The organism is Caballeronia sp. PC1 (genome assembly GCF_021353155.1).
Classification (GTDB): domain Bacteria; phylum Pseudomonadota; class Gammaproteobacteria; order Burkholderiales; family Burkholderiaceae; genus Caballeronia; species Caballeronia cordobensis.
The window spans coordinates 72,792-98,404 of sequence record NZ_JAJUBH010000005.1; the positions used below are offsets into that span (position 1 = coordinate 72,792).

Genomic DNA, 25,613 nt, shown 5'->3' on the forward strand with positions numbered 1-25,613 from the left:
GTGATTCCTTCAGGGTAAAGTGTTCTTCGACAGCGAGACGGCGGGAAGTGGCGTGCCAACCAGGCGCCCCACTTCGGCATACGCAAGGTGAGCGTCGGTGAGCGCCTGCACGTATTGCGATTGCGCTTGGAACAGCGTGCGCTGTGCATCGAGCACATCGAGGAAAGCAAACTTGCCGAGTTCAAATCCTCTCGACATGGCGTTCAATGCATCTTTGGAGGCCGGCAGCACGTCGTCCTTGAGCCTGCGAGCCGCCTGAACCGATGTTTCGTAGTTCGCATACGCGCGGGTCAACTCCAGTTGCAGCCGCAAGCGCTCGTTATCGAAATCGGCGCTGGCTTTCTCGGCTTTGTGAGCCGCCTCTAAAAGCGCACCTTTATTCGTGTCGAAGAGAGGCAGCGGAATCGATACGCCGATGACGGCCTGATTGTCGGGAATGCCACCGGTGATGACCCGCTTCATACCGGCGCTGACCGTGATATCTGGGATGCGCTTGGCTCGCTCAACGGAGATCGCAGCGTCTGAACGCAACATTTCGGCGCGGGCCACGCGCGAGCCTGGGCTATCGTTCAATTGACTGACGAGTACCGAGAGCGGCTCAAGACTCGGCACCGACTCAATATCGCCTCCGGCTGCGCTGCCCCGCACTTGCGCGTTGCCGGTGACGGATGCCAGACGCTCGCGAGCGGTCAAGACACGCGCAGTTGCATTCGTCACTTCGATCTGGACAGCACTCGCGGCAATGCGCGCCTTGGTGGCTTCGACCGGCGAAACCTTGCCTGCGCGCGCACGCTTCTCCGCAAGATCGGCAGAGCGGGCCGCGATGTCGCCGGATTCACGCGCGACCTGCTCTTGCCGCTGCGCGGCGAGCTCTTCGTAGAACGCGGAGATGACGTCTGCCCGCAATGCCGCGCCTCTGCCGTCGAGCGCGGCGAGCGCAACCTCTCGACCATAGGACGCCACGTCCAGCCGTGCCTGACGTTTGCCGCCGAGTTCGATAAGCTGGTTCACGGTCGCCGTGCTCGTGCGCTCCGTACCACCAAACCCTTCCTGCAGAAGCGACAATTCGGGGTTGGGCCTGGCGCCGGCCTGCATCAATGCGCCGGCCGATGCGTCCGAGTCCGCCCTCGCGCCTCGCAAGAGGGGGTTGCTCTGCGCGGCAAGCCCAAGCACGTCGATCAATGAAACTTGCGGCAGATCCGTTGGTGAAACGCTCGGAGACTGCGGCAAGCCGCCCTCATCCGCAATCGGCTGAACGGGAGACGCCTGTGTGTAGTTTGATGTTGTGACCGCCAGGAGAGCCATGACGGCAAGGGTTCGCGTGAGCATGTGCGACATTGAAGGATGGGGGTGATGCGATGCTACGGTTCTATCGCAGTGCCAAGATGAGATCAAAATGAAATTTTTGTCATCTTCGGGCAAGCCACTAACCGCACAATTTCTGACTCAGTACGCTGGGTCCTCGGCTTTATGCCGTTGCAAAAAAGCGTGCGTCCCGTGGGAGAACGGGCCGCAGCAATATCGAGTTTATTTAGAACAAAGCGGTCGCAAGCTGTTGCGACCAGCATCTCACTCAAGTCGAGTTACTGGCCGGCATTCGCTTCCGAGGTTGTGGGCTTCGCGATTTCTTCAGGATGTGCCCGCAGGTACGCGTCGCGGTTCTTCTTCTTTGATGCCGCCGTGGGCGGGTACTCGCTTCGCCTGAAGGGCAGTACGCCGTCTTTATAGGCTTGCTCGAGTTCTTGACGCGTTTGCTCCCGCGTTTTCCCCTCGTTCAATGGACCTTCGTGCGCTTGCGCCAAGCCGGCCATCAACAAGGCCGTTGCAACAACAACTTTCGATTTCATCGGTGAACTCCACACTGAGCCGCATATGGCTCAACTCAGTGTGGAGTGCCGACGGTGCGTCTCAATGACGCGAAGATGAGAAAATTGTCATCTTGCCCGCAGAATGGTCATCCCGTCTTGACCGTCGCTTCAATGACGAAGAAGACGATGAAACCGACAAAGAACGCTGTGGTTGCAAGCGCAGTTTCAGCCACCTCATGCGCTTCCACGAGCAACTCCTCGGTCACCAGATAAATGAGCGCAACGGTTCCCAGCCCGAGGAGTGCCGCGTAATAGACCGAGGGTAAGTTGGCAAGTGCGCCATGGGCCGCCACAGCCGATACCGAGAGCAGTGCAGAAAGCGCAATCGGGACGACGATTGCCCAAAGGCTACGCACCCCGGAAGCGCTCAGCGCTGCGCTGACAGATAGCGCCAGAAAAAGCACTTCGAGGGTAAGCGCGATGGTTAGGATCACGCCAGTTTCCTCTCCCGCCGCGAAGGCAATTCCCAGCACAAGTCCGTCGATGATCAGGTCGACCGCAGTCACGACCACGAGGCCGGTTGGAAGCGCGGAACCTTCAAGTCGTTCTTCCAGACGGTTGCAGACCGCCTTGATGCCCAGCATCAGTCCTAAGCCCAGTGCAAACCCGATAACGACCGGCCACAGGGCATGCTTGCGGTCTTCGGGAAGCAATTCGAGCGCCGCGGCGGCGAACACGATGCCCGCCGTGAAGTGCTGGATGACGCTGGTGGTGCGTGGGCTAGGCTTGCGCGCCGACGCGATCACAGCACCTGCGGCAGCGGCGAGCACAGGTGGCAGCGTGAGGAGTGCAAGTTTAGCAGCGGGTGTCACGTGGTCACCTGTGTGCCGCACTGGCTACAAAACTTCGCGCCCGGCGCCAACGGCTGATTGCACTTCGTGCAGGCTTGCGGCGTGAGCGAGCTCGCGCACTGGCTACAAAAGCGAGCGCCTTCGGCATTGGCCGCGCCACATTTTGGGCACGTCAGGCCCGGCTGCGCTGCGGGAGCAGCGCCGGGCGTCCTGCCCCACCCTTCATTGGAAGCGCGACTGCGTTCGTCGACATACCCACCATTGTTGCCGTGGTTGCTTCCGTGATGACCGCGTCTGTCGTCGTGCGATCCACCATGCGAGCTTCCGTGCCCACGATCGTGACCTCCACTGTTGTGGCCACCGTGATGACCTCCGAATATCCTTTCAAGCCAGTTCATGGGTCATCTCCCGTTTCGGTTGAAATCTCGATTTACTTGCGAAGTAGTCGCAGTCCATTCCCCACGACCAGCAGACTCGCTCCGACGTCCGCAAATACAGCCATCCACATGGTGCCCAAGCCGCCGATGGTCAGCGCGAGAAACACGGCCTTGATCCCCAGTGCTAGTGTGATGTTCTGAACTAGAATGCTGTGCGTCGCCCTCGAAAGCCGTATGAACGTCGGAATCTTGCGCAGATCGTCATCCATCAGCGCGACGTCGGCGGTCTCGATTGCGGTATCCGTTCCCATCGCGCCCATCGCGAAGCCGATATCAGCTTGTGCAAGCGCCGGTGCATCGTTGATGCCATCGCCGACCATCCCCACCATCGACCGACCGTCCGAGAGCGTCTTCACGACTTCGAGCTTGTCTTCCGGAAGCTGATTGCCTTCCGCGCGATCGATGCCGACCTGACTCGCAATGGCCGACGCCGTGTGAGGGTTGTCGCCAGTCAGCATCGCCGTTCGAACGCCCAGTGCGTGCAACTCGGATATGGCGGCCTTGCTGCTGTCCTTCACGGTATCAGCTACCGCGAAGAGTCCGAGAACGCGAGTCTCGTCGATCAGCATCACGACCGTCTTGCCCTCCCGCTCGAGTACATCCAGTCGGGATTCGAGCTCGACCGAACAGCGACCGAGCTCCTCGACGAGCCGGTGATTGCCCAACGAGTAGCGCTGCCCATTCACGACGCCTGCGACGCCCCGGCCCGGAATCGCCTCGAACGCATCGACGCTCAGTCGAGCGACGCCGTTTGCATCACCCGCTTGCGCGATTGCCAATGAGACGGGGTGATCTGAGCGCCCCGCGAGACTCGCCGCGATGGAGCGAACCATCATGCTGTCTTGATCGACCGCGCGAAGTTCGAATTCGGTCTGAACGGGATTGCCGTGCGTGATCGTGCCGGTCTTGTCGAGCGCCAGCCAGGCAAGTTTGCGGCCCAGTTCGAGATAGGTGCCGCCCTTCACCAGAATCCCGTGGCGCGCCGCGGCGGCGAGGCCGCTGACGATCGTGACCGGCGTGGAAATGACCAACGCGCACGGGCAGGCGATCACGAGCAGCACGAGGGCCTTGTAGATCCAGTCGAACCACGCGCCCGCGAAGAACAGCGGCGGAACGACGGCAACGCCGATGGCCAACACGAAAACGATCGGCGTGTAGACGCGCGCAAACTGATCGACGAAGCGTTGTGTCGGCGCCTTGGCGCCTTGCGCCTCCTCGACCGCATGAATGATTCGTGCAAGCGTCGTGTTGTTGGCCGCCGCCGTCACCCGGTATTCGAACGAGCCAGCCTCGTTGATCGTGCCAGCGAAGACGGCGTCGCCCTGCGCCTTGTCGACCGGCAAGCTCTCGCCGGTGATCGGCGCCTGATTCACCGTCGAGCGGCCGCTCACAATTTCTCCGTCGAGTCCGATTCGCTCGCCGGGCTTCACACGCACCACGGCCCCAATGGTGACCTGCGCGGCCTCGATCTCCGCCCATGATCCATCCGCCTGTTTGACGGTCGCCTTGTCGGGAGCAAGGCGCATCAGACCTTGAATCGCATTGCGCGCGCGGTCCAGCGATTTCGCCTCGATGAGTTCCGCAATGGTGAAAAGGACCATCACCATCGCGGCCTCGGGCCACTGCCCGAGCAGCAGCGCGCCCGTCACGGCAATGCTCATCAGCGCGTTGATGTTGAGATTGCGGTTCCGAATGGCAATCCAGCCTTTCTTATAGGTTCCGAGACCGGAGCAAGCGACGGCCAGGAGCGCAAGGGCCGCTACGACCCAGACCGGCGCGCCCGCCCAACTGGCAGCCTCCGAGCCAACCGCGGCCGCACCGGCCACCGCAAGAGGCCACCAGGGCTTGCGCACCTCGGATGCGGCAGGCGAGGCACCTGGATCGCCTGCTGCGCCCGCGACCTCGGGCTTAAAGCCGAGCGTGCCGAGTGCCTTGACGATGGCGTCGAGCCCGTCCGGCCGGTGCACCACCGTCAACACGCGTTGCATCAAATTGAACTGAAGCTCAGCCACCTCGGGCATGCCGCCCAGCTTCTTGCGGATGAGCGCTTCTTCGGTCGGGCAATCCATTTGCAGGATGCGCATCTGGGTGCGGATCGAGCCGCCCACGGCAACCGCTCCGGCAAGGGCCTGGAAGGAGGTTGGCGCAGTGCCGCAGCACGAGTCGCCATGGTCGTGCGCCTCATGGGAATGTTCGCCGCCGTTGGCGTGAGCATGTGCGTGGGGATGATCGCCACCTTGGGAATGATCGTGGTCGTGGTGATCGTCCGCGCCGTGGTCGCGGTTCCCATGTGCGTGCTCGTGCTTTTGCGTCCCGCTTGACGCTTGCAAGTCAAGGGGTAGCTGCGCAGGTCCGCTGCAGCAAACCGCCTCGCCACAACCCGCTATGGGATCGTTCCCCGGTTCCCGCTTCGACTTGTCAGCGAGCGCTTGAGCGGTCGTCTTGTCTTCGCCGTGTGCCATGCTCGTATCCTTATTCTGCTGTATGCTCGCAGTACACACCTTGAAGTTGCTTCAAGGTCAAGGATTTTTTTTGAGAAGGGACGCCAAAGATGAGGATCGGGGAATTAGCGAAACTGGCGAACTGCACGACTGAGACGATTCGCTTTTACGAGAAAGAGGCGCTCCTCCCTCCGCCCGAGCGAAACGGCGCGAACTATCGTAGTTACACCGCAAGCCACGTCGATCGGCTTCGTTTCATCCGGAATTGTCGCGCGCTCGATATGACGCACGACGAAGTGCGGGCGCTGCTGGTTGCCTCCGACGACCCGTCCGGCGGTTGCGAAAACGTGAACGCGCTCGTGGATGAGCACATTGCGCACGTCGACGAACGGATTGCTGAACTCACGCATCTGCGTCAGCAATTGACGGCGTTGAGGCAGCGATGCGGCGGAGGGGCAGTCGTCGAGAACTGCGGCATTGTTCAAGGCTTGACATCGATGGACACGATCTCGCCGAAGCCCCGCACGACCCACTTGGGATAGAAACTTCGGGCATCCGCGTTCGTTTCAACGCTCAGTCTGGACGTCCTCCGCCCGCGAACTCCTCTCTGCACAAAGGCATTGCACGCTGGGGTTCCGGCCCAGGGACTTGGTACCTGCATCGCGTGTGGCCGCTGTTTCATTGCTCCGTCCGGCCACCTCGTGCCTCCTGCGCCCGCATATTGCTGAAATCGAGTCTTCGACGAGAAGGTACCCTTAGTCCGGAAACGAATTGCTAGGCTGCCCGCGACGCAAAAAGATAAACGCAAGCGCCTAAAGGGAGACAGGAAGCCTCTGATTTTAAATAGTATTTATTTGGGGGCACAAGGGAAACCCTTGTCAGATCGTGCTCGACCTAACCCGATTTTGGCGCCGAAATCAAGGCGACCCCGTAAACGGGCTTTTGTGTTAGCCTAGAGAAAAGGTTTAAAGCAGAAGAGGTGATCATGTCGATGTTAAAAAACGCGGCGGCTAAAATCCTCGAATTAGTTAAGCGCATTCCGCTCGATAATGAGGATGAAGACGGTGATTATGTCGCTGGGTCCGGTGTCGGACCGAGCGGGTTCAATCACGTCAATCCAAATGGATTTGGGCAAGGCGCGCGCGGCCCGAATAACGATTGGGGCGCACGACCCGGCCCCGGTTTTTGAAGTTTGTTAAGTGGTAGCAAGAGGGCGAGTTTCGCATGCGAAATTCGCCCTTTGCGTTTCTAGGCTGCCTCTCACCAGTCGAACGCCCCATGTGCGGACTCTGAAGGGACCTTCATGTCCGTCGCCTTCCTGATGGCATTGCGCACGGTCGAGGCCTTCAGCTTGTAGATGTCCGCAATCGCTTCCACCGACATGCCTGAGTCAAATAGCCGCACCCAAGCCTGAGTCCGTTGCTCCTGAAGGTCTTGAGCGGTCAGTCCCATCGCCTTGCGGAAACCCGCCTCGATCGCCTTCTGACCGCGCTTCTTCGCTTCCGTGTAAGAGAAATCGCGCTTCCGGTACAGGCTATTCAGCACGGACTCAGGCTTTACCTGGTACATGGAAGCCACGAGGTCAACGCTCATCCCTGCCTCAAGCAACCGTATCCATGTGTCGTACCGCGCTTCGACCACCTGTTGTGAGCTGACGCCGATGGATTTCCGGTAGTTGAACACCTGCATGTGTTTAACGCCGATGGCTTCGGCTATCTGGGTGTCGGCGACTCCCCTGCTGAGACCCTTAGTAATAAGTTTTTTCTGTTCGTCCGTCAGCATAGGTCTTCAACTTTTTTCGCCACTCTCCGGTGACAGGTCGTGCAGCACATTACAGTTTCATAACTCAAGTTGTCTCGACTCACGCGCGCAAGACCCTACCAGCGCACTTTACAACGCTGGTTTGAAATAAGAAATGGTCGAACGAAAGCGGCCTGCAAGCAAAGGTTTGCGGGGAACCAGCAAAAACGAAGCCCGCAACGCAGAGCCCGGAATCTTAACCGGACAATTATGACGGTAGCTTTGAAAACTGTTAAGAAATGTAATGTGGTAAGCGCGTATTTTCGCCCGCGCGTCTCCTTCGCGGGCGACAGATTCTGGTTCGGGCCCGCCATCAGCGAGCCATCGAGATGATGCCGTTGACCAGCTGGCTGAAGAGCTGCGCGTCCCCGTTGGTGAATTCCGGCGTGACGATGTAAGTTCCGGCAACGGAGACGGCCGGCGTATTTGTCACCTGCAGGTCCTTCTGCAGCGTCAGGAGCGCGGCCAGGTCAGTCCTGAGGGCGGCTTCGTGCTGCTTGACCAGCAGCGGTACGGAAACTGGTACGTGAGCCGCCTTCCCGATGCGGTCAATTCCGGCCCAATTCACGGTCGAGATACCGAGGTCTTGTGCTCCAATAAACGACGCCTCCATAAAATTATGGACGTACGACGGATAATATTTCTCGACGGCTAAAAAGCTTAATGCGAAGGCGAGCCCATCTCCTTTATTTACCAAAGGCGTGAATTCAAACGTTTTGGGTTTCGGCATCGTTGCTTCGAGATTTTTAAAAAACTGAAAGTAGTTTCTTGAAAACTGGCAACTCGGAGAAAAGAATACGCGGACCGTCTCCTCGTCGCCCGCAACCGGTTTTACCTGCAAATAGGGTTTGAGCTGTTCCATCCCCGCTGGAACCTGCGCGTGCCCACAGCATGCAAACGTCGCCGCGGCCGCCGCCACAATGAGTGATGCGATGCCTTTCATGCCGCCTCCTGTTCGATGACCTTGTTCAGCGCGCCAAGCGTGGCAGTCTCGATGTGTTGTTCGATCGTGGTTTTGCTGCCGCTGTCGGCGTCCAGGTGATAGGCATCGATCGCATCAGCGACCTGTACAAAATCCAGACCGTGCTGACGCGCCAGTCGAACCCGCAGGCTCGGGTGCATACGGGCGTCGGTATTGCCTTCGAGACGTTGCATGCATTCGTGCAAAGTCGACAGGTGCGCCTGCACCGCCCGTACTCCTCCGGTCGCAAGCGGCTCGAAATGGTCCTGGTCGCACGCCGCACGATAGATGGCTGACGTATCCATCCGGTCAGCCCGGATAACCTGCTTGATTTCAGGTGTTGTGACAACCGCCTCGAGTACGGCCACCTTGCCGACGACCCGCTCAGGTACGACCTCTGAGATATCGTCGCCGTACGGGATGCCGTTCGCATCGAGCCATTGCTGCTCATCGCGCGTCAGCCGGCGTTTCACCACCGGTCCCTCGTATTTGGTCAGGAGACGTTGCGCGACCACGAGTTTGAGATTCTGCGCGAGCCGGAATGCGTCCCGGCCCTTGTCCAGCGTGAGATCGAGCGCCCGGGAGAAGGTTTCAGCACTGTCGTTGGTGTGCAGCGTCGCGAGAACAATGTGACCTGTCTGCGAGGCCTGAAGTGCGATTTCCATCGTCTCCGCGTCGCGAATTTCGCCGATCAGGATGACGTCTGGGCCCGACCGAAGCATCGAGCGCAAGGCGCGCGGGAAGGTGATGTTTCCACCGATCTGCCGCTGTTTGATCGGGCCTATGCCGCGCAGTGCGATCTCAACCGGGTCTTCCGCGGTATCAATCGCTCGCGTGCCGTCGTTCAGCACCGCTAGCATGGCGTTTAGCAGTGTGGTCTTTCCCGAGCCTGTCGGCCCGGTCACCAGGATGAGGCCACTCGGTTCGTTCAATGCACGCAGGATGATGCGGTACAGCGTGTAGGAAAGACCCAGCTCCTCCAGTTTCGGCGCGCGCTGAGAATCGAGCAGGCGGCTGATGAAAGCGAAGCCGTTGTATGTCCTCGTGTACTCGACCCGGATGTCCACCCGATAGGATGGATCGTCCTCGAACGGTTTTAGCCCATGCCGCGACGCGAAAGCAGACGGCAGCACGATGTCAAAACGCGTTGAAGCGATCTCTGGCGTCGTGGCCCCCTGCGACGTGCCAGTGAGCTGGAACATTTTGGTTTCCCAATGCCGCGCTTCCTTGCCTCGGGGTTCGAACTTGAAGTTCACCATGCCGCCTGGCAGTCTCACGTGCACATGAACCGTCGGCGAGTCCCGGTGCCCTCGCCCTTCAATGTGGACGTCTTCGGCCTTACTGATAATCGCCCACACGAAAAGATTGCGAATGGCGAGTTCGATGGGCGCCTGCTCACTGCTGCCCTCGCGGATCATCATGACGCTCCGGCGTTCTTCCTCAGTCAGGTCGTCCAATCCGTCGACTTCAGGTATCTCTTCCAGCAGCATCCCGTTTCTAATTTGCATCGCTCGTTACCCCGTTGAGGTCTCTGCGCTGGACCATCTGTTGCGTACCCGCCGAGTCGCAGATTTAAATTTGAGTCCGCACGATAACTGATTATAATTAAGGTAACCTGCCCTCTCAATAGAACGATGCAGAACAAAGTTACGACCACACGGGGATGTCTCTCATTGTTTTCTGCTGCCTGTCTGGCCGCGCTGTTGCCTGGCTATTCGGCTGCTCAGATGCAGCCAACGACGCCTGAGAGCGTCAAGGGCTTCGCCGAGTCAACATTCAATTCGCCCGTCTTCAGCCAGCTCCAGTCGAACTTCCAGCGTCAAAACAGATCCGTGATCGACAGCGTGAATGACGCCGCGGTCGCACAGGCAAAAGCAATGCTGCCCAAGGCGAAGGTCCTGGGTGAGCGACTGAAATATGGAAACCACGCGGTCGTTAGCAACGACGGCGAGACGATGATCGCGTGGATGATCCAACTGACGAGCGCGTCGCCGGCGGAGCGCACGGATCTGCTTGGCAAGCTCGCGGCGTTGGCGGATCAGAACATCCCCGAAGCGTTGACGTTCGAGGGCTTCGCTGCTGAATATGGCCTGTTCGGGAATCCACAGAATGTCTCTCGCGCGCTACAGCTATATCAGGCAGCGGCCGCCCGCAATTATCAGCCAGCGATCTATAACCTCGCTGTCGCGTCGGCCTATGGAAAACTCGGGTCCCGCGCAGATTTCAATAACGCGCTTGGCTATATCGCGCGCGCCTCGTCCATCAGCCCGGACGCTTCCTATCGTGTGTGCGGGTTTGGTGCATTCCTCAGCTATCGGGTTGGCGATCGCGCGCAGGCGGCTCGTTACGCACAGTCATGCTGGTCCAGTCTGGCCGGCATTCCAAAGGCACTCTACGACGACCGCGTAACCCTGCCACAACGCGTGACCCTTCTACGCGAATCGATCGTCGCAGGCATTGACGACGGCTATCCCCTGCTCGCAAAAGTGACGCATGACGCGGGAGCCGATCCCCAATACCTTGCCTGCAAGTACATGCTGGTCGATCGCTACCGTCACAATCTCGATGGCAATACCCTGCGCGACGACGCGATCAGTTGCTACCGCCAGACCGGCAATATTGCGGCAGACCCTAAAGAGGCCCTGATCCGCTACAACACCGTAGTGCCTGGAATCGTCGGCTTTGTCCCTACCGAGATCCGCTCACTGGAAAAGGAGCGCGCATCCAACCATTTCCACTATGCGTGGAGCGTTCCTTACCTCCCCTTCCGGCAACAGGACGTTGACCAGTTCGCCCCATTTGTCAGCCATACAAGGCAATAAGGAAAAGAACCCATGAGGCTGTCACTCCCGGCTTGGTCCCTATGCGCGTTCGTGGTGATGATTTCCACCTTGGCTCGTGCAGACGAAGGACCGTCAAGCGTATTTACGCAGGCGCTTTCGAACGGCTCGGCCAGCGCGCCCCTGTCCGACGACGGCAACTTTGGCAAAGCCGTCGTCGCCATCAAGAAGCGAACCGGCGACAGCGGCCCCGTCGTTGTTTACGCGCAGCGCATTACCCGCTTCACGCAACAGCCGCTTTGTGGACGTGTCGGGTTCATCATCGGGCAGCCGAGCGCGAAAGTGATGTACTCCGATATGTCGGGGCAGTTCAACATCTGTGAAGACGGCGAGCCGCCTTTGCGCATGTGCAAGGGGCACCCCGACAAACTCGTCCCCTACAACAGCGTGTGCGCCGATGCGTCCACGCCAGTTGACACACCTGAAGTCGCTGCCGCGATTCAAGGTGCCGTCGCCGCTGGCGGCATGACCCCGGAACAGGCCGCCAAAGCGGTTAGAAGCGCCACGCCCGACGCACCCGCAGCAAAGGGGAGCCGTCAATGAAGCGCGTTATCGCCGTCCTCCTTCTCGCCTGCGGCGTTACGGCTGCTTATGCGCAAAGTGCCTCAGACGTGGCGAATGGCACAGCCTTCGCGAACTCGATCAAGCCGACTTCTCCTTCGCAGATCGTCAATCCGACCGGGGTAAGTTCGAGCACTTGGGGCAACCAGACTGGCGTATCTTCGTCGGTCCCAACAGGCCTCGGTGGCTTTTCGAATCCAAACACTGCATCGGATTCGTTGAACGCTGCGAAGAATTCAAATCTGACGGCGTTCGGACGCCAGGCTGAGTCGTACTGCGCCAGCTATACCCCCGGAAGTGACCCGTACCAGAACCAGTACTGTGCCGCCGTCAATTTCCTGAATGAACAGTGCATGACGCCGACCGGGAACCAGAAGTCAGTGCTTGGCGCGACTTCGACTCAGTTTGGCTCGTCCGCCAACTGCGCGGGCACCTACGGCGCTGGTCAAGGACAGTACAACTACGGCAATGAAGTGACGTCGTCGGACCCGATCTTTCAGGTGATAGGCAACCTGGGAAACACAGCCACGGACACGCTCACGCAAACGTGTACCTCTGACACCGTCGTTACCCAGCCCGCGCAATATGCGTACAACACCTGCACGGTGTCGACCGACGAAGAAGAAAACGCCTGCTCGCAGTATCTGAGCGCGAAGATCGTCAACACGATCAATCAGGCCATTTCAACCGAAAGCTGTCCGGGAGGCGGGAGTCTCGTCAATGGCGCTTGTCAAAACCAGTACACCTATGCGCCGACCATCACCTGTCCGGCCGGGTACATTCAGTCAGGCGCTAATCAATGTGTCCAGACCAACACGCTTGCGGCCTCGATGACCTGCCCGAGTGATACGACGCCCATGACGATCTCGGGCAACAACACGTGCATGAAGCAGTTCTCAGACGTGACCGCTTACCCTCCGACTTATGAGGGGATGGATCTCGTGACCTGTTACGCGGGGACGTGCTGGTTCCTCCCGCTCAAATCATGTCCGAGCGGATACTCGTGGGATGGCGCCCAGTGTATCCAGACCATCACCGTGGGCGCTCAGTACAACTGTCCGAGCGGCGGCTCGGTGCAGGGCCAGTCATGCGTATCGGTCACGCAAACGGCACCCACGATCACGTATAGCTGCCCATCTGGCCAGTCGCTCACTGGAACCAACTGCGTCAAGCAGACGGTTACCACGACGTGGACGGATACATGTGGCGTCTACGAACAGAGCGCCGGTTCGTCGCTCGCCACACCTACGAATTGAGAAGGCACATGACAAACTTCTCCCGCTTCCTACGGCAGGTCATTGCGCTTCTGCTGTTCACGTTCGCCTGCAACGTTCCCGTCGCCTTCGCACAAACCTACGGAGCGGGAGCATGTTCGCTTGTACCTGGCTCGCAGACATGCATCGACACCACGCCGTGCAAGACAGATTCGAACGGCCAGCAGGTTTGCCTGTCGAACGCCTCTCTGCCGTCTGGCGCACTCCAGGTGCCATACAGCTGCTGGCAGTATTCGTACAACTACGCGTGCACAGGAACAACAACCGATACCTGCGGGCAGTATCGTAGCGACCCGGCGTGCGGCGTTGTCTCAAGCGTTTGTAATGACACGATCGCCGAAACCGGCAAGTGCGATCAGTGGACGTATACGTATAAATGCCAGACCCAGGCGCAACAGACGGCACAGAACCTGAACTGCACGAGTGGCCTCTTTAACGACGGTGGGTTCCCGACCCCGCCTAACAATAACGACTCGTTCATCAAGGGTGCGCTGGGGCTCGAGATTCTTGGCGAGGGGCAAACCTATACGGACGGCAACACCATTTTCAAGGGCGTTGCCGAAAGCTGCCGCAAGGGCTACGAAGGCATCCAGAACTGCTGCAAGAGCTCGCCCGGAGCGACGTCGAACAACGTAGCGATGTCTACAGCGGTCGGCGCCGCAGGGTCGCTTGTGAAGTATGCAGGCGAGAAGGCGATCGACCTCGCTTCGCCTTACGTGTTCGATGCCATGTACACGAACGGCATCTTCACGAACGCACTGACGGAGAATTTCACGACTGCGTTTTCGCTTGATGCAGCAAACGGCGGCGGCAACCTCGGCACGAACCTCGCAGCCAATGGCTTCTCGGTCGGCGCGTTCGGCTTCACGGCTGGCTGGGGTTCGATGGGGGCCGGCCTCTTCGGCGGCAATATCGAACTCGCGACATTCGGATCTAACGGTTATCTCGCGTTCAACCCGTATGTCTTCGCCGCAATGGTCGCGATACAGGTGATCACGTCGCTTTCAAAGTGCTCGCAGGCAGAACAGTTGCTCGCACTACACAAGGGCGCGGACCTCAGCACGTTTATCGACGAGACATGTTCAAAGAAGGTGTTGGGCGCTTGCGTGCAGTACGTCGACAACTATTGTTCGTTCAACTCGCTGCTCGCCAAAATCATCAACATACAGGGTAAGACCCAGCTCGGCTTGCCGCTGGAAGGTTGTGGTGGCTTGACGCCAGCCCAGGTCAGTGCGATTGACTTCACAAAGATCGACTTCAGCGAATTCACCGCACAGATGGAGCAGCAGGCGCTGGCGAACGTGCCGAAAAACATCCCGGGCAACTACAACACGATCGAGCAGAACAGCAAGAGCGGCACCGTGCAATCCAGTAGCAACCCGGTCCTACCCACTTACTCAACCAAATAGAGCCGAACATGGACACCCGTAAACCGGTCATCACCAAGATCTTTACCGCGCTCGGCGCAGTCGCATTGGTAGCGTCGCTCGCCTTTTCCGGCGTTACTTATCTTTCCAAGCGCTCGCTTGAAGTGCAGAACAAACAGCAGGCCGACAAGCTGACAAAGCTCGACGCGCAGGTCAAGACGCTGGACAAGCAGTACCGGGACGACGAGACGAAGCTCGCCTCACTGAGCGACCAGCTCGCGAAGCTGCTTCCTGAAAACAGCAGCCTGAAAGACAATGTCGGCGCTTTTGCCGAACAGGCGGCGGCATGCGAGAAGATCCGCCAAACGCTCAAACTCGGAGTCTGACTCAATGAAAAGGATGCTCAAAGCGCTTGTGCTCGCCACGGCGGCGGCCGGCGCGCCGCTCTGTAGCATGGCACAGCCGGTTGAACTCGATACTGACGCCGCCCATGTCATCGTCGTGCGGCCGGTCGATTCCTGGTCTGGCGACACCTCCGTGCAGCAGGACACGCTTGACGCAATCCGTGACCGTCAGGTCTCGTACGACATCATGCTGGACGGCACGCGCTACCGCGGAAGCCCACTGGTGCTTCAAGGCGTCAGCGACAATCCGGTGACGCTTGGAGCCCAGGCTGCACTGGCGGCACAGAAGACAACGCTGGTCCGCAAGTCTGCATATCTCTTCCACGTGGGGGACGCGACGACGCTCGCGCCCGACGACTACCCGAAGTTCGCCAAGGCGCAGCTCGATTACCGGCAACTGTTCGTACGTCGCGAGGGTGATCCCCGCTCGTTGCCCGCACGTGTGAGGGTCCGCAACATTGCGGGCGACGCATTGTCGATCGGTGCGCTCTTCATTCCGGTGCCTGGGCTCGGCACGGCAGCCGGCGCTCAGGTCATGGCGAATTCAGGTATTGCCGAGGATCTTGGCAATGTACCCCGGCCCGCACGCGCCGCATTGATCCCTGCTGTCCTGCCGGCGCTCGACACGAGTGCATACCGGCAGATCGACGTACGGCGCGTGGATTTCAGGCCCGACACTCCGGGCGAAATTGTGATCGCCTACAAGACAGAAAAAACGCCGCAGGCCGAACAGGATGCCCTCGTGAAAGCGATCGTCGCGCTCGCGGCGGCCGATACCACAGCCGATGCGGTGGATGCCGCACGGCAGACAGATTTCAAGGAGCGCGTCGCGATTTGGGACGCATGTGTAGCTGACGGTAAATGCCAAAAGGAGGCATCGAATGACAAGCAGTGAGGCAAAGAAGGAAACTTTCGGCCAGAAGATGGCAAAGAAAAACAGCTGGATTACCTGGGTGGCCTTTGCCGCCATCGCGGTAGCCGCGATCATCTCTCTGGCTCAGCACGCGTAGTGCGACGCCAAGTGAAAACGGCCCGCCTTGTCTAAGGCGGGCCGTTTTCTTTTGCGCGAGCGTATGGCTGCAGTCTGTCAGAGTTCCAGCACCTTCCCCTTCTCCTGTCCCTGCCGCTTGTCCTGGTCCGTCTGGCGTTCTGGCTGCGCGTGCGCATCGACCTCCCGCACCTGCTCCTTCGTCGCTGATCGGTCGCGCTTGTTTGTCTGCTTTTGCGCCGCGTTTGCTTGCTGCGACGTCGCCGCGTTGCGCGTAGCTGCCTCAAACTCGACGGCCGTTGTTTTACCGACCTCCTTGCCCGCGTTACGCAACATACCGTCGCGGTCTTCTGTGACGATCTCTGTATTGTCCCGTGCGCGCGATGCCGCGACGTAGGCAGCTTCGCGATTGAAAACCTTGGCACCCGTCACGCTGACAGCGATGATTTCGCGATCATTCGTCGCGCCCTGCTCCTTGTACGAGGTGTGCGCGTACGCGTGGTCGACGAACCGTATGTCGTCGTTCTTCAGATACGACTCTTTGCCGGTCCGCGTCCAGCGGACCTTTGCTCCCTGTTCGTCGATTTCGGTGATGACGCCGGGCGTGCCATTGTCGATCCGCTGCAGTTCCTGCGCTGGCAGGCGAATGATCGCGCGCGTCTCGATGCGATCGCCCACAGAGAACTTCCGGCCTTCCAGCACCGCAGGCGAGAAATAGTCCTGGCGCTGCGGATTGATCTCGATAGCTTTTCCCTGGGCGTTCACGGCGTGGATGCGATTCTTCTCGATGTCATACGATTTCACGTGCAGCACGTCGCCATTTTCGACACCGATTTCGCGATAGGTCTTGCGGTAAACGAGCACGTTCACCTTTTTCTCGCGCAACATGACGGCGTACCGCTGCTCCGCACCGGTCATCTTCGGATCGTCGAGATGTGGCTTGTGAAAATCCTGACCCGACACAAGCCCGTTTTCGGCAAGCTTCGCGTGGACAGCCTCGTTGATTGCTTTCCGGTCGCGGTTGGTAATCGCGACAACGCCAATCTTCGGATTTTCGACGCCGCGCGCTTCGAGCGCTTGCAGGTTCTCGAAATAGCGTTCGGCGACGGTCGTGGCCAGCTTGCCCTGGTCCACGGTCACGGTATCCAGCATCTCCACGGCCCGGCTGTAGTTTCCCGCCTTCATTTCGAGCAAGGCCTGTTGCGTGGGCGCAGTCGCATCGACGAAACGCCGCGTCTCCTCAAGCACCGAAACATTCATACCGGCGTTCTGAGCCTGCTCAAACGCGCGGCCGGCCGCCACGCTCCCATGCTGCTTGATGTCGCCCTGAAACACGACACGCGCGCCGATCTCTCGCGCGAGGTTAGAGATCTTCTCGGTGTCGAATGCACCGGTCAGCGACGACTCGTCCATCACGATCAGGGTCTTCTTGCCCTCAATGTTGCCGTATCTGCGAAGGTTGGCCAGCTCAGCCTGTTTGACCAGCAGCTCGCGCTGCAACTCGGCTCCGGGCCCCGGCCGCGTCTCGTAGAGCGTGTTCCGTGCAGCAATGGCCTCGACCGTTCCTACCTGTCCGAATGTCGAGAGTCTGCGTCCAAGCGATGCGGCAAGATCAAATGCGCCTGACTGAATACGCGCGCCGAAGGTCTCGCGCTCCTTCACTGCTTCGCCGGGCTGGGTCCGATGCCGCGCTGCAATGTCAGTCAGCACCGCGCCGATGGCGTTGCGCAGATTGTCGGGCGACTTGAAGACCTCCCCTCGCTGATGATCGAACGAATAACGGCTGGTGCCGAAATCGATATCGCTGCCTTTGACTGTCAGCCGGCGTGATTCCATACGCAGTGCGCCGGTATCCCGGATGTTCTCGCGCTTGTCCAGCGCGTCGCGCAGCTCCCCCAGGCGTGACTCGATCGTACGGATCTGCGTATCGCGCGCGGCGAAATAGGCAGCAACCGTGCTGCTCTTCATTCCGCTCGAGGCCTCCAGTTCTTTCGCTGCCGCCGCCGACGTCGCCACGCCAATGACGTCCCATCCCTTTGCCAGCGCCACGTCGTTGACCATTGCCAGCGCAGCAGTCTTGCCCGTTCCTGCCTCGCCCTGGATGCCCTGAAACGAGTCTGGATGCATGAGCACGTTCCGCGCCGCGTTGATCTGCTCGCCAGAAAGCTTGAATGGTTTGCCGGTCTTCTGTTCCTTCTTCTGCTCGAAAGCTTTGAGCGCAGCGTCGAACTCGGACTCGTTGCCCAGGATGATGTTTCCGCCGTCTCGCCCCGACTGGATGTTTTCGGCGAGTCGCATCTCACTATCGATCGCGCGGTGCGTCGTGTACAACAGTCTGCCGTCGTCGGTCGTGCCACGCTCGACCAGCATGTGATTGTCGATATGTCGCTGCACGGCTGCATCGACGTCGTCGATCATCCCGCGGCTAAATTTGACCGCTGCGATTTCGAGATCGGCCAGCTCGAACGACTGCTCTCGTTCAGTAAGGTGTTCGATGGCCCATGACACAGCGCGCATGGCGCCCAGGCTTGGCTCGCCCTCGACGCCCTCCCGGCCGCGCGACGAGCGCTGTGCATTGGCCGCCTCAGTGCCGTCTGTGGCGTCCCGACTTACCGACTGTTCGCTTCCATCCCGTCCGATATCCGCGCGCGGTCGATCCACGCCTGCGCCGCGGTCATGTGTCAACGGTGGCGTACGGTCCCGCGCAGACTGAACAATAGCCTCGACGTCCAGACCGGCCTTTCGCGCCGTCTCCTGCCAGATTTCCTGCAGCACCTCGCGCGGATGCTCCTGCTTGGCCGCCCGGCTGTCCAGCTTCGCAATTCGGCGAGCGTCGAAGCTCGCCTCGCCCGGATCTATGCCGCGCTTGAGCAACGCATCGCGTACCTGCGTCGCACGTGTGCTGTATGTGTCGACGTGTTCTCTGGTAAAGCCCTTGATCTCGAAGTCCACGCCGTTGGTGGCGTATTCCAGCTCGTACCCCAAGGTCTTCAAGGCGCCCGCAAGTTCGGCCTTGTAGATCACGTCGCCCTGCGCGCGCAGATTGTGCAGCATGTCATTCGTGAGGCTGCGCCAGACCTTCCGATTTTCGTCATAAACCGCCGAGACGATGACGTTATGGCTGTGAATCTGCGGCTCGTTCTCCCGGTTGGTCTCGTGAAGCACGCTCGCGTAAAGCAGATTGCCCGCGCGCTCCTGCCGATTCCGGCCGTTCTCATCTTTCACGCGAATGATCGATGCATGCTTTTCAAACCACTGCATTGTCCGTTCGTTCGCGACCAGATGGGCCGCAACAATCCGGTCATCCCTTCCGACGAGGCCGGCGATTGAAACGCTTTTTGGCGGTGCAACGGTGAAGTCGATTCCCGGCCGGCGGTTATCGCCTTTGCTGTTTTTCGCAAGGTCGACCACTTCGCCAGTCTCGGGGTTCACTAGCTTTCCGCTCAGGAAATTGACGAAGTCCTTCTTCTCGACCGCGTTGCCGCGAATGCCAAGAATTTCGGCGCCTCGCCCCTCCCAGCGGGCGGTTGCCTTTTCGTTGATGTAGTAGTTGTCCGCCTTCTGCCCGGCGTCCTGATTGAAGGATTTGTCGTGGTATCGCGCAGCGTCGCCGACGCTTTTGATTGGCTCCTTCGAGATCACGTCAGGTCCCTCCGGCGCCGTAGAAAGCGCTCGCCGTAAAACCTGTTTCGCCGGTCTGCAGCCTGATCGATACCTTCACCGGCTCATTTACGAGGGTTGCGTGATGCTCGTAAGCGCCCGGACCAATGACAAGCGTGCGCACGGTCTGGTGGTTCGCCTGCAGGTAGACGCGCAAACTTGGATACAACGCCGTCGGCTCGCTGCTCGCCAGCGTCAGACCGATCGTCGCAAAACCCTGAGCTGCTGTTATCACGCGCAAATCGGACACGGCGACGTTGGCGATGATCTGGTCGTGCCCAAGAAATTTCACCTCGCGGATGCCAGCCAGTTCCGCATCTTGCAGCGCCGGCATGCCGGCATTACCCGAATACCAATCGGCGGCCACTCCGCGGATTTGCGGGAAAAATGCCCATGCGAGCGCGATGCCGATTACCGCGAACGTGACGGTCCAACGAATGAAAAGCCCTTTCATCAAAACAGCCCCCCTTCGTCATTGCTGTTCTCGTTGAGGTCACCATCCGCTCCCTCGGCGAGCGCTTCCTCGTGATGATTCTCTGCTGGCATGATCTCGCCCGTTTCAAGATCGGTCACAACCCATTTGCCGGTCCGTTCGATCGCGTCTTTCGCTGCGGCAGCTTTTTCCGCTTCGACCCGCTTCGCTTCAGCTTCCGCGCGAACGCTCGCGAGAGCGTCCTGCCCCTCCGCGACCACAATTTTGAATCTCGGGTCACGTGGCGGGTCATCCTGACGCGCGGCAAGTCGATTAACGCGAGCCCACGGTCGATACCACGCCGGCAGCCAGTGACGGTAATTGACGAGTGTCGCGGGATAGTCACCCGGCACCTGAACGTAGGCCATGCAGTTTTTCAGCTTGCCAATCTTGTCGGGCATCACCAGCCATTTTTCCTGTTGCCCCTGATTCAGCGATCCGCCGTCCCGCCAGTCGCTCACCGCCAGAGCCTGCCCGTTGGAGACGACTTCCATGTCCATCCGGCCGAGGCGTCTTGCCATGCGATCCCGCATCTCTGGCTCGTTCGCCCGCAGCATTACGGACGTGTTAAAGCAGTTCATCAGCGTCTTCGCCCGTTCATGCCCGATCGACGTGATGTACTGAGTGTCCGCCTGAATCCCGGTCGCCACGCACACGCCATATTTGCGATGCGTCGCCTGCGTCTCATCAAGCTTGATGTCGCCAAGAACATGCACCTCGTCGAGGAAGTACCAGTAACGGTCGTAGTGGCAGATCTCGCGTTTGGCGGCGATGATGCCAAAGGAGATCGCAAGCAAAAGCCGGTAAAGCGGTGCGAACATCGCTTTGGTGTCGTCCGTGCTAACGATAAAAAATCGCGCATCGTCGTCAGCTTCGAAAAACTGGCGCAACGTCCATTCGCCGTCCTGGACCGCCGCTATCCCGTCGAGATAGATCGCGATGGAGCTGATGACACCCTGGCGCTGCCCTTTCGAATCGCCGCCGACCGCCGAACTTGCAACCGACTCCTGAATCAGCAGTTCGAGCTCATCCTCCGGCATGCTCAAAATAGCCTCTGCGATCGTCCGCGTGTAGACAGCACCGCGTTGGCGTAGCCGCAAAGTCATGACGGAGAACAGCGCGCGGGCAGCGTCTTCAAAGAACGCACTTGCGCCGTGCACAACTCCTGCCTTCGGCGGCAGAAAGGCGTGCGCCAAGGTGTTTGAGTCGTAGGTGTTCTGCAGCTCCTTGAAGATAGACCAAGGCACCGAGCCCAGCATGGACGGGTTGAAAAAATAGTCCTTTCCCGGACGGAAGTAGGCTCTGAAATACTCGCCGCTCTGGTCATAGATGATGCACTTGCGCTTGCGCTGAAAGACCTGCTGCATGAGGTCATGGATAGCCAGCGACTTCCCGGTGCCCTGCGCGCCCATGAACTGAATACCCTGCATGGGTGCCGATTTCGGCAGAGCGACATCCAGTACAGTGTAGGGACCGGCTTCCTCCTTTCTAACGAGACGCGAAAGCTCTTTCGGCTCGACCAGCTCCTCGACCCCATCGACCCGCCTGTTCTCGCGGGCACGCTTGCCGAGACGGCTAAGCGACCACCAGACAGACAGATATCCGAGCAGGCCGCACAGCATGCTGGAAAGCATGACATAGCCAAAGACGGTCACAGGCCGCGAGATGGAGGTCGTCACACTGCGGTATTGGGCAGCGGTTAGCAACTGCACCGGGTCCCCACTGGACTTGATCACGGTCAGAATCTGCTCCTGACCCGCGTCGTCCCGGATTCGCCATTTACGGGGCGTGTCCTGTTTGACCAAGTGCGACACGATATTGAGCTTGACGATATCGACATCGCGAGGCGAAAGGCATGACATCCAGAGCACAATGGGAACGATCAGCCCGGGGACCGCACCCGCCCACAGCGACATTGACACCGCATGGATGGTCAACTTCATCCGGGTCAGAAAGAGCGCACGACCGGCACCCGCGTCGGAAATGATCTTCTCGCTCATGTTGCATTCCCCACATGTTGCACACCCAGTTCGGACACACTCAACAGCCGATACCCCGCGGCGTCATGCGGCAAAAGGGTAAGCAGGGAATCCGCGCGTGCGCCGAAACTGTCTCGCCAGCTACGGTCTGGCATACGCAGGAAATCGCACGCCCTGACGCGGCCATCAGGTTCGACAAACACGATCTCGCAGGCACCCGGCAGCTCGTCACCGACCCGCTTGTATTCGAAGTGAAGCATCGTGCAGGCGCCGTCTTCGGAGGCGTAGGTACGACATGAGGCGTGATACTCGCCTTCCTCCAGCTGCTCTTGACGGTTGACGGACTCGATGTCGATAGGAAGAAACATGGCGTCAATCCCCGTTGAAGGTCCCGTTGTCGTATGCGCGGTCGATGAACTTTCCTTGCTTGATCGCTTCCCGGATATGCCCTCTCACCTGATCCTTCACGCTGTCTGGCATCGTGCTGGCGAGTCCCGGAGGGATTGCGGAGGACGCGAGCGCCCCGGCCGCGAGAATGCAGAGTTTGGTAACCGCTTCCTGCAGATCTGTTACCTGAGCTTGTAGCGTCTGATTGGTCTCCAACAGGACCTCGTGCATGCGGTCGTAGCCGGAGATTGCGTCGCGCAGGTAGAGGCGAGCCAGCGTGTTGTGAGTGATCTTGCGCTTCTTCGCCTCCTGTTTTAGATGCTCGTATTCGTCCCATTCAACGCGGAAATGAATTGACGGCTTCACGGTATCTGGTCTCTCTCGCTTGAGGTTGATTGATCGGCAAGTGGTGCAATTTGCACCACTATGTATCTCTCTGATTTCATGCGCGATTTTACATCTTTATTTCTTTCATGGAAAGAACTGATTATAATTTTTGGTGCGCAAAAAGAACCGCCAAATCATGAGCTTGCGACGGTTTTGACGTGTGCACGGTACGTGCGTCATGTCTGTGCTTTCTGAGGGGCGGTTTTGATTTTTCCTGCTGCCTCGGAATACGGGGAAAAGGCATGCCCCTGCAGCGTCGGGGGATTCCGGGGAATTGATTTTTGGGCGTGAGAAAGCGATGATGCACCGGCGCACGCTACTACGGAATCCCCCGACTACAACCTCACTATGGGATGAGCATCATGAGCAAGCAAGACGTAACTGAGAAGAAACCGCGTGGACGTCGGCCGGCGTTGTCTACCGCTGAGAAAATCGCCGACATGGAGAAGCAACTTGCAGCGCTTAGGGAACAGGCGAGGCGCGAAGAGAGAGAGAACGTCGAGAAGAACCGTAAGGCGATTTTCGATCTGTTCAAATCCGAGCGACTGGATGTGATCAGCGTCGACGAGTGGAAGAAGGTTGTCCCGCAGGTCAAGGCGCTTCTCGGCGTGCAAGCCTCGGGCGAAAGCCCGGCGCGCACGCCGGATAGCGCCAAGGAAGCAAGCCCAGCGCAGGCGCAGGCGGCTTAGCGCTTTCCACAAATCCACGGCACCGGACGGACGGCCGCGATTGATATAAATCGCAAGAGCCGTCCGCCGCGGGAGTTTTCCACAACGGGGTTTGTTGTGGAAAACTCGGTACCGCGGGGTGCGGTGGAGCTTGTGGGAAACGTGCGGTGTAAGAACCGCGGCGGTGAGCGGCGACGGCGGCCAAGGGCAAGTGTGGGACGATAGTCCCGCGCGACCCCTGGTCGCCGTTTCCATTTTCAGGGGCTTCCTGACCGATGACGAGGGTACGAGTTAATCGGTTAGGCTGGATTAAGTGAATGCTGGACCGGCACGGGCCAGCACCGGTTCAAATGCGAGAGTCCGGCCAAAATGAGAGCGGCGTTTAGGTCGGCGACGTCTCCATCAGGATGACGTGCCGTGCGCTAGGCGAAGGGACGCGGAGCGTTCCGTAGCGTGGAGTCGCGAGAGGCGGCATTGCATGGCAATGCGCCGCGAGCGGCCACTCGTACGGTAGATCCGGCGAGCGGCGCGTGAGCGCCGGTAGCCGGATCGGACGGACCTATTTTGAGCAAGTCATTGCTCAAAATCGCGAGTGCTGTGCCCGGCGCGGGCGGGGTGGATTCGGCGCGCAGCGCAGAAGCCGGCCCGCCCGCGCCGACCGCGGAAATTGCAGTCACCCCCACCTGTGAATGTTTTTCGCATGCGCAACTTTGCCCGCCGTGCATCGCACGACGGGTGCGCCTCCGTAGTCCGCTATTCGTGATTACCGCAAGGGCAACACCAGGGATCAATCCCCGTCAGTGAGCACCCTCCGGACTCCTCGATCTCATCCTGCATCGCCTGACATTCCTCCGGCGTGGCGTAGCCCTTGCCCTTGGCAATCTCCAGGGCGAGGTCTCGGAAGGGCACTTCGAGCGCGTCCAGAAAGTCGTCCACGTTCTGTGAAAACCGCTTTACGAACAGTTCGTATGAGAGTCCGCATCCACGCCTTGCCGTGTCGGCCATCGCCGTTAGCTCGGAGTCGATACCTTCCCGGGTGCGCCGCTTTTCTCGCCGCTCCCTTACCGCCTCGAACGCCTCGATGTACGCGTTGCGAAGCGGCTGAACATCGGCGAGAAGTGCCGGACATTGCACATCACAATCGTCACTCCCGGCGACATCACCACAACGCTTTGCGTAGTTGAGCGCCCAGAAAAGCCGGTCTTTGGCGTCCCTGTCATCGCCAGCAACCACGCTAACGCGGTGCAGCGCCCATTGCGTGCGAGCGTCGAGTGCGGTCGAAAATGTGCTTTTCTGCGTATCTGTCATTGCGTCACCTTGTTAGCGTTGAGGGCGGCCTCGATAAGGTCGTGGATAGTCGGGAGCGCGGCTCTCGCTCGTTCATTCCAACCTGCAGTCCATTTGCCGACCAGCGCGGGAACGTCCGACACCAGGTTGGGCCTGCTAACACCTTCGGTGTGGCTTGCCCGTCCGCTCTCCATCGCCATAATCTGTGCCTCGGCGCGGTAAGCGTCCGCGGCCTTCGAATCGCCTGCAATCACTGCGACGACGTGAAGTGCCCATGCGGCGCGAGCTTCAAGCGCAAACGAATAGCTGCTCACGGTGCCTCCCTTAAATGGCCATCGGGGACCAGTTACCGGGCGTGTGCTGGTAGAGCGTCACGCGCTTGGGCTGGCCGTCGATCACGGTTTCGAGACGCACGGCGCGCACGTCATCCTCCTCACGACGCCAGCGGTACATCACGCGGATTTCTGCGTTCAGGTCGCAGCCGAGAAAGAAAGCTGCGATGCGGCGAAGAAGATTCGATTTCATGTGCGCTCCGTTCGGTTTAAGGGGTTCAGGCTGACCGGGACCCTAGATTCCGAGTCCCTTCGTAGGGTTTGTTTTTGCCCGACCGGCAGCTGCTACCGTGCTGCCGCCAGTCCCCTGAGTTCGTCGTCCCGGCGACAAAGGAGCCCGTAGCCGCGAACGGACAAGGGCGTGCCCGGAGGCCGCATGCGGAGCGCAGCCGCAGGCGAGCACCGAACGGGCGAGGACACGGCGAAGCGAACCCTTGGCCGGGCGCGGCGGAGGGCTACTGTCGCGAAAAGGGACGGCGGACTCAGGGGACTGGCGACGGCGTGTCTGCGCGAGAGGGTAAAAACGCCGCGCGGCGAGCGCCCTTCATGCGGCCGCAGGCCGCATCACTTCGGGAAGTTGGATGTCCAGAAGGGACTCGTCCCTTCTGGTCGGCGTCAGCCGAAAGGCAAGCGATGAAAGCCCGAAGGGGCGAGACCCGGGACGGGGCTCGATGACCGGCTCGCGCAGCGTGCCGGGCACGCCGTAGCG

The 25,613-nt window shown here is 59.7% G+C and carries 26 protein-coding genes; 10 read left to right on the forward strand and 16 right to left on the reverse strand.

The features are described from left to right. Positions 1-9: 9 nt before the first annotated feature. The 5 genes from LY284_RS36440 to LY284_RS36460 all read right to left on the reverse strand — a co-directional run bounded on the left by LY284_RS36440 (position 10) and on the right by LY284_RS36460 (position 5,558). Positions 10-1,329: a TolC family protein gene (locus LY284_RS36440; RefSeq protein ID WP_033537035.1), complete on the reverse strand. Its 1,320-nt coding sequence runs from the start codon at positions 1,327-1,329 to the stop codon at positions 10-12. A gap of 254 nt (positions 1,330-1,583) precedes the next feature. Beyond that, on the reverse strand, positions 1,584-1,847 hold the full coding sequence (locus tag LY284_RS36445) for a DUF4148 domain-containing protein (RefSeq protein WP_033537015.1): 264 nt from the start codon (positions 1,845-1,847) through the stop codon (positions 1,584-1,586). A 107-nt stretch (positions 1,848-1,954) separates the two neighbouring features. Next, positions 1,955-2,680 carry a ZIP family metal transporter gene (locus LY284_RS36450; RefSeq protein ID WP_033537016.1) on the reverse strand — a complete coding sequence of 242 codons (726 nt, stop codon included), beginning with the start codon at positions 2,678-2,680 and terminating at the stop codon, positions 1,955-1,957. Then, positions 2,677-3,057 carry a zinc-ribbon domain-containing protein gene (locus tag LY284_RS36455; RefSeq protein WP_075583538.1) on the reverse strand — a complete coding sequence of 127 codons (381 nt, stop codon included), beginning with the start codon at positions 3,055-3,057 and terminating at the stop codon, positions 2,677-2,679. The genes LY284_RS36450 and LY284_RS36455 overlap by 4 nt, the downstream gene beginning before the upstream one ends. Before the next feature lie 32 nt (positions 3,058-3,089). After that, entirely contained in the window at positions 3,090-5,558 is a 2,469-nt protein-coding gene (locus tag LY284_RS36460; RefSeq protein WP_075583539.1) for a heavy metal translocating P-type ATPase, read from the reverse strand. Between the two features lie 89 nt (positions 5,559-5,647). On the opposite strand from LY284_RS36460, the gene cadR reads away from it, so the two are divergent. Together cadR and LY284_RS36470 are read left to right on the forward strand one after the other, a co-directional pair. Continuing rightward, positions 5,648-6,079, forward strand: a complete 432-nt coding sequence (cadR, locus tag LY284_RS36465; protein ID WP_033537018.1) for a Cd(II)/Pb(II)-responsive transcriptional regulator — start codon at positions 5,648-5,650, stop codon at positions 6,077-6,079. A gap of 443 nt (positions 6,080-6,522) precedes the next feature. Next, complete coding sequence (locus LY284_RS36470) at positions 6,523-6,726, forward strand: hypothetical protein (RefSeq protein WP_144403809.1); 204 nt, start codon at positions 6,523-6,525, stop codon at positions 6,724-6,726. Positions 6,727-6,797: 71 nt separating this feature from the next. On the opposite strand, the gene LY284_RS36475 is transcribed toward LY284_RS36470, so the two are convergent. From LY284_RS36475 to LY284_RS36485, 3 genes are all read right to left on the reverse strand, one after another. Next, positions 6,798-7,319 carry a hypothetical protein gene (locus LY284_RS36475; protein ID WP_033537019.1) on the reverse strand — a complete coding sequence of 174 codons (522 nt, stop codon included), beginning with the start codon at positions 7,317-7,319 and terminating at the stop codon, positions 6,798-6,800. Between the two features lie 331 nt (positions 7,320-7,650). Beyond that, positions 7,651-8,280, reverse strand: a complete 630-nt coding sequence (locus LY284_RS36480; RefSeq protein ID WP_033537020.1) for a thiol-disulfide isomerase — start codon at positions 8,278-8,280, stop codon at positions 7,651-7,653. Next, on the reverse strand, positions 8,277-9,788 hold the full coding sequence (locus LY284_RS36485; protein ID WP_233392127.1) for a GspE/PulE family protein: 1,512 nt from the start codon (positions 9,786-9,788) through the stop codon (positions 8,277-8,279). Before LY284_RS36485 ends, LY284_RS36480 begins: the two co-directional genes overlap by 4 nt. A 144-nt stretch (positions 9,789-9,932) precedes the next feature. Between LY284_RS36485 and LY284_RS36490 the strand changes: the two genes are divergently transcribed. The 7 genes from LY284_RS36490 to LY284_RS38905 are packed head-to-tail and all read left to right on the forward strand — an operon-like array spanning position 9,933 to position 15,754. Next, complete coding sequence (locus LY284_RS36490) at positions 9,933-11,120, forward strand: hypothetical protein (RefSeq protein ID WP_233392129.1); 1,188 nt, start codon at positions 9,933-9,935, stop codon at positions 11,118-11,120. 12 nt (positions 11,121-11,132) lie between these two features. Further along, positions 11,133-11,681: a hypothetical protein gene (locus tag LY284_RS36495; protein WP_029672559.1), complete on the forward strand. Its 549-nt coding sequence runs from the start codon at positions 11,133-11,135 to the stop codon at positions 11,679-11,681. Then, the gene (locus LY284_RS36500) at positions 11,678-12,955 is read left to right on the forward strand and encodes a hypothetical protein (RefSeq protein WP_033537021.1); all 1,278 of its coding nucleotides are present in this window, start codon (positions 11,678-11,680) and stop codon (positions 12,953-12,955) included. The genes LY284_RS36495 and LY284_RS36500 overlap by 4 nt, the downstream gene beginning before the upstream one ends. Positions 12,956-12,963: 8 nt before the next feature. Further along, positions 12,964-14,382 (forward strand): conjugal transfer protein TraN, encoded by a 1,419-nt coding sequence (gene traN, locus LY284_RS36505; protein ID WP_051996573.1) that lies wholly within the window; start codon positions 12,964-12,966, stop codon positions 14,380-14,382. 8 nt (positions 14,383-14,390) lie between these two features. Further along, positions 14,391-14,726, forward strand: a complete 336-nt coding sequence (locus tag LY284_RS36510; protein ID WP_029672532.1) for a hypothetical protein — start codon at positions 14,391-14,393, stop codon at positions 14,724-14,726. A gap of 4 nt (positions 14,727-14,730) precedes the next feature. Beyond that, complete coding sequence (locus tag LY284_RS36515; RefSeq protein ID WP_033537022.1) at positions 14,731-15,639, forward strand: hypothetical protein; 909 nt, start codon at positions 14,731-14,733, stop codon at positions 15,637-15,639. Continuing rightward, positions 15,626-15,754 (forward strand): hypothetical protein, encoded by a 129-nt coding sequence (locus LY284_RS38905; protein WP_255725350.1) that lies wholly within the window; start codon positions 15,626-15,628, stop codon positions 15,752-15,754. Before LY284_RS36515 ends, LY284_RS38905 begins: the two co-directional genes overlap by 14 nt. Positions 15,755-15,831: 77 nt before the next feature. Here the strand turns inward: LY284_RS38905 and mobF are convergent, their stop codons facing one another. Genes mobF through LY284_RS36540 form a run of 5 tightly spaced genes read right to left on the reverse strand, consistent with a single transcriptional unit; the run spans position 15,832 to position 22,596 of the window. Then, positions 15,832-19,374 carry a MobF family relaxase gene (mobF, locus tag LY284_RS39175; protein ID WP_051996575.1) on the reverse strand — a complete coding sequence of 1,181 codons (3,543 nt, stop codon included), beginning with the start codon at positions 19,372-19,374 and terminating at the stop codon, positions 15,832-15,834. Position 19,375: 1 nt separating this feature from the next. Further along, positions 19,376-19,846, reverse strand: coding sequence for a hypothetical protein (locus tag LY284_RS36525; RefSeq protein WP_033537023.1), 471 nt, complete (start codon positions 19,844-19,846; stop codon positions 19,376-19,378). Further along, entirely contained in the window at positions 19,846-21,864 is a 2,019-nt protein-coding gene (locus tag LY284_RS36530) for a type IV secretion system DNA-binding domain-containing protein (RefSeq protein WP_051996577.1), read from the reverse strand. Before LY284_RS36530 ends, LY284_RS36525 begins: the two co-directional genes overlap by 1 nt. Continuing rightward, positions 21,861-22,211 (reverse strand): hypothetical protein, encoded by a 351-nt coding sequence (locus LY284_RS36535; RefSeq protein WP_033537024.1) that lies wholly within the window; start codon positions 22,209-22,211, stop codon positions 21,861-21,863. The genes LY284_RS36530 and LY284_RS36535 overlap by 4 nt, the downstream gene beginning before the upstream one ends. 4 nt (positions 22,212-22,215) lie before the next feature. Next, positions 22,216-22,596, reverse strand: a complete 381-nt coding sequence (locus LY284_RS36540) for a hypothetical protein (protein ID WP_033537025.1) — start codon at positions 22,594-22,596, stop codon at positions 22,216-22,218. A 383-nt stretch (positions 22,597-22,979) separates the two neighbouring features. Between LY284_RS36540 and LY284_RS36545 the strand changes: the two genes are divergently transcribed. Beyond that, positions 22,980-23,306: a hypothetical protein gene (locus LY284_RS36545; protein ID WP_144403810.1), complete on the forward strand. Its 327-nt coding sequence runs from the start codon at positions 22,980-22,982 to the stop codon at positions 23,304-23,306. A 732-nt stretch (positions 23,307-24,038) separates the two neighbouring features. On the opposite strand, the gene LY284_RS36550 is transcribed toward LY284_RS36545, so the two are convergent. From LY284_RS36550 to LY284_RS36560, 3 genes are read right to left on the reverse strand one after another with little or no spacing between them, the layout of a single operon-like run. Next, a complete protein-coding gene (locus tag LY284_RS36550; protein ID WP_033537026.1) occupies positions 24,039-24,593 on the reverse strand; it encodes a hypothetical protein in 555 nt (184 codons plus the stop codon). Continuing rightward, entirely contained in the window at positions 24,590-24,886 is a 297-nt protein-coding gene (locus LY284_RS36555; protein WP_033537027.1) for a hypothetical protein, read from the reverse strand. The genes LY284_RS36550 and LY284_RS36555 overlap by 4 nt, the downstream gene beginning before the upstream one ends. 10 nt (positions 24,887-24,896) lie before the next feature. Continuing rightward, positions 24,897-25,097 (reverse strand): hypothetical protein, encoded by a 201-nt coding sequence (locus tag LY284_RS36560; protein ID WP_033537028.1) that lies wholly within the window; start codon positions 25,095-25,097, stop codon positions 24,897-24,899. Between the last annotated feature and the right edge of the window lie 516 nt (positions 25,098-25,613).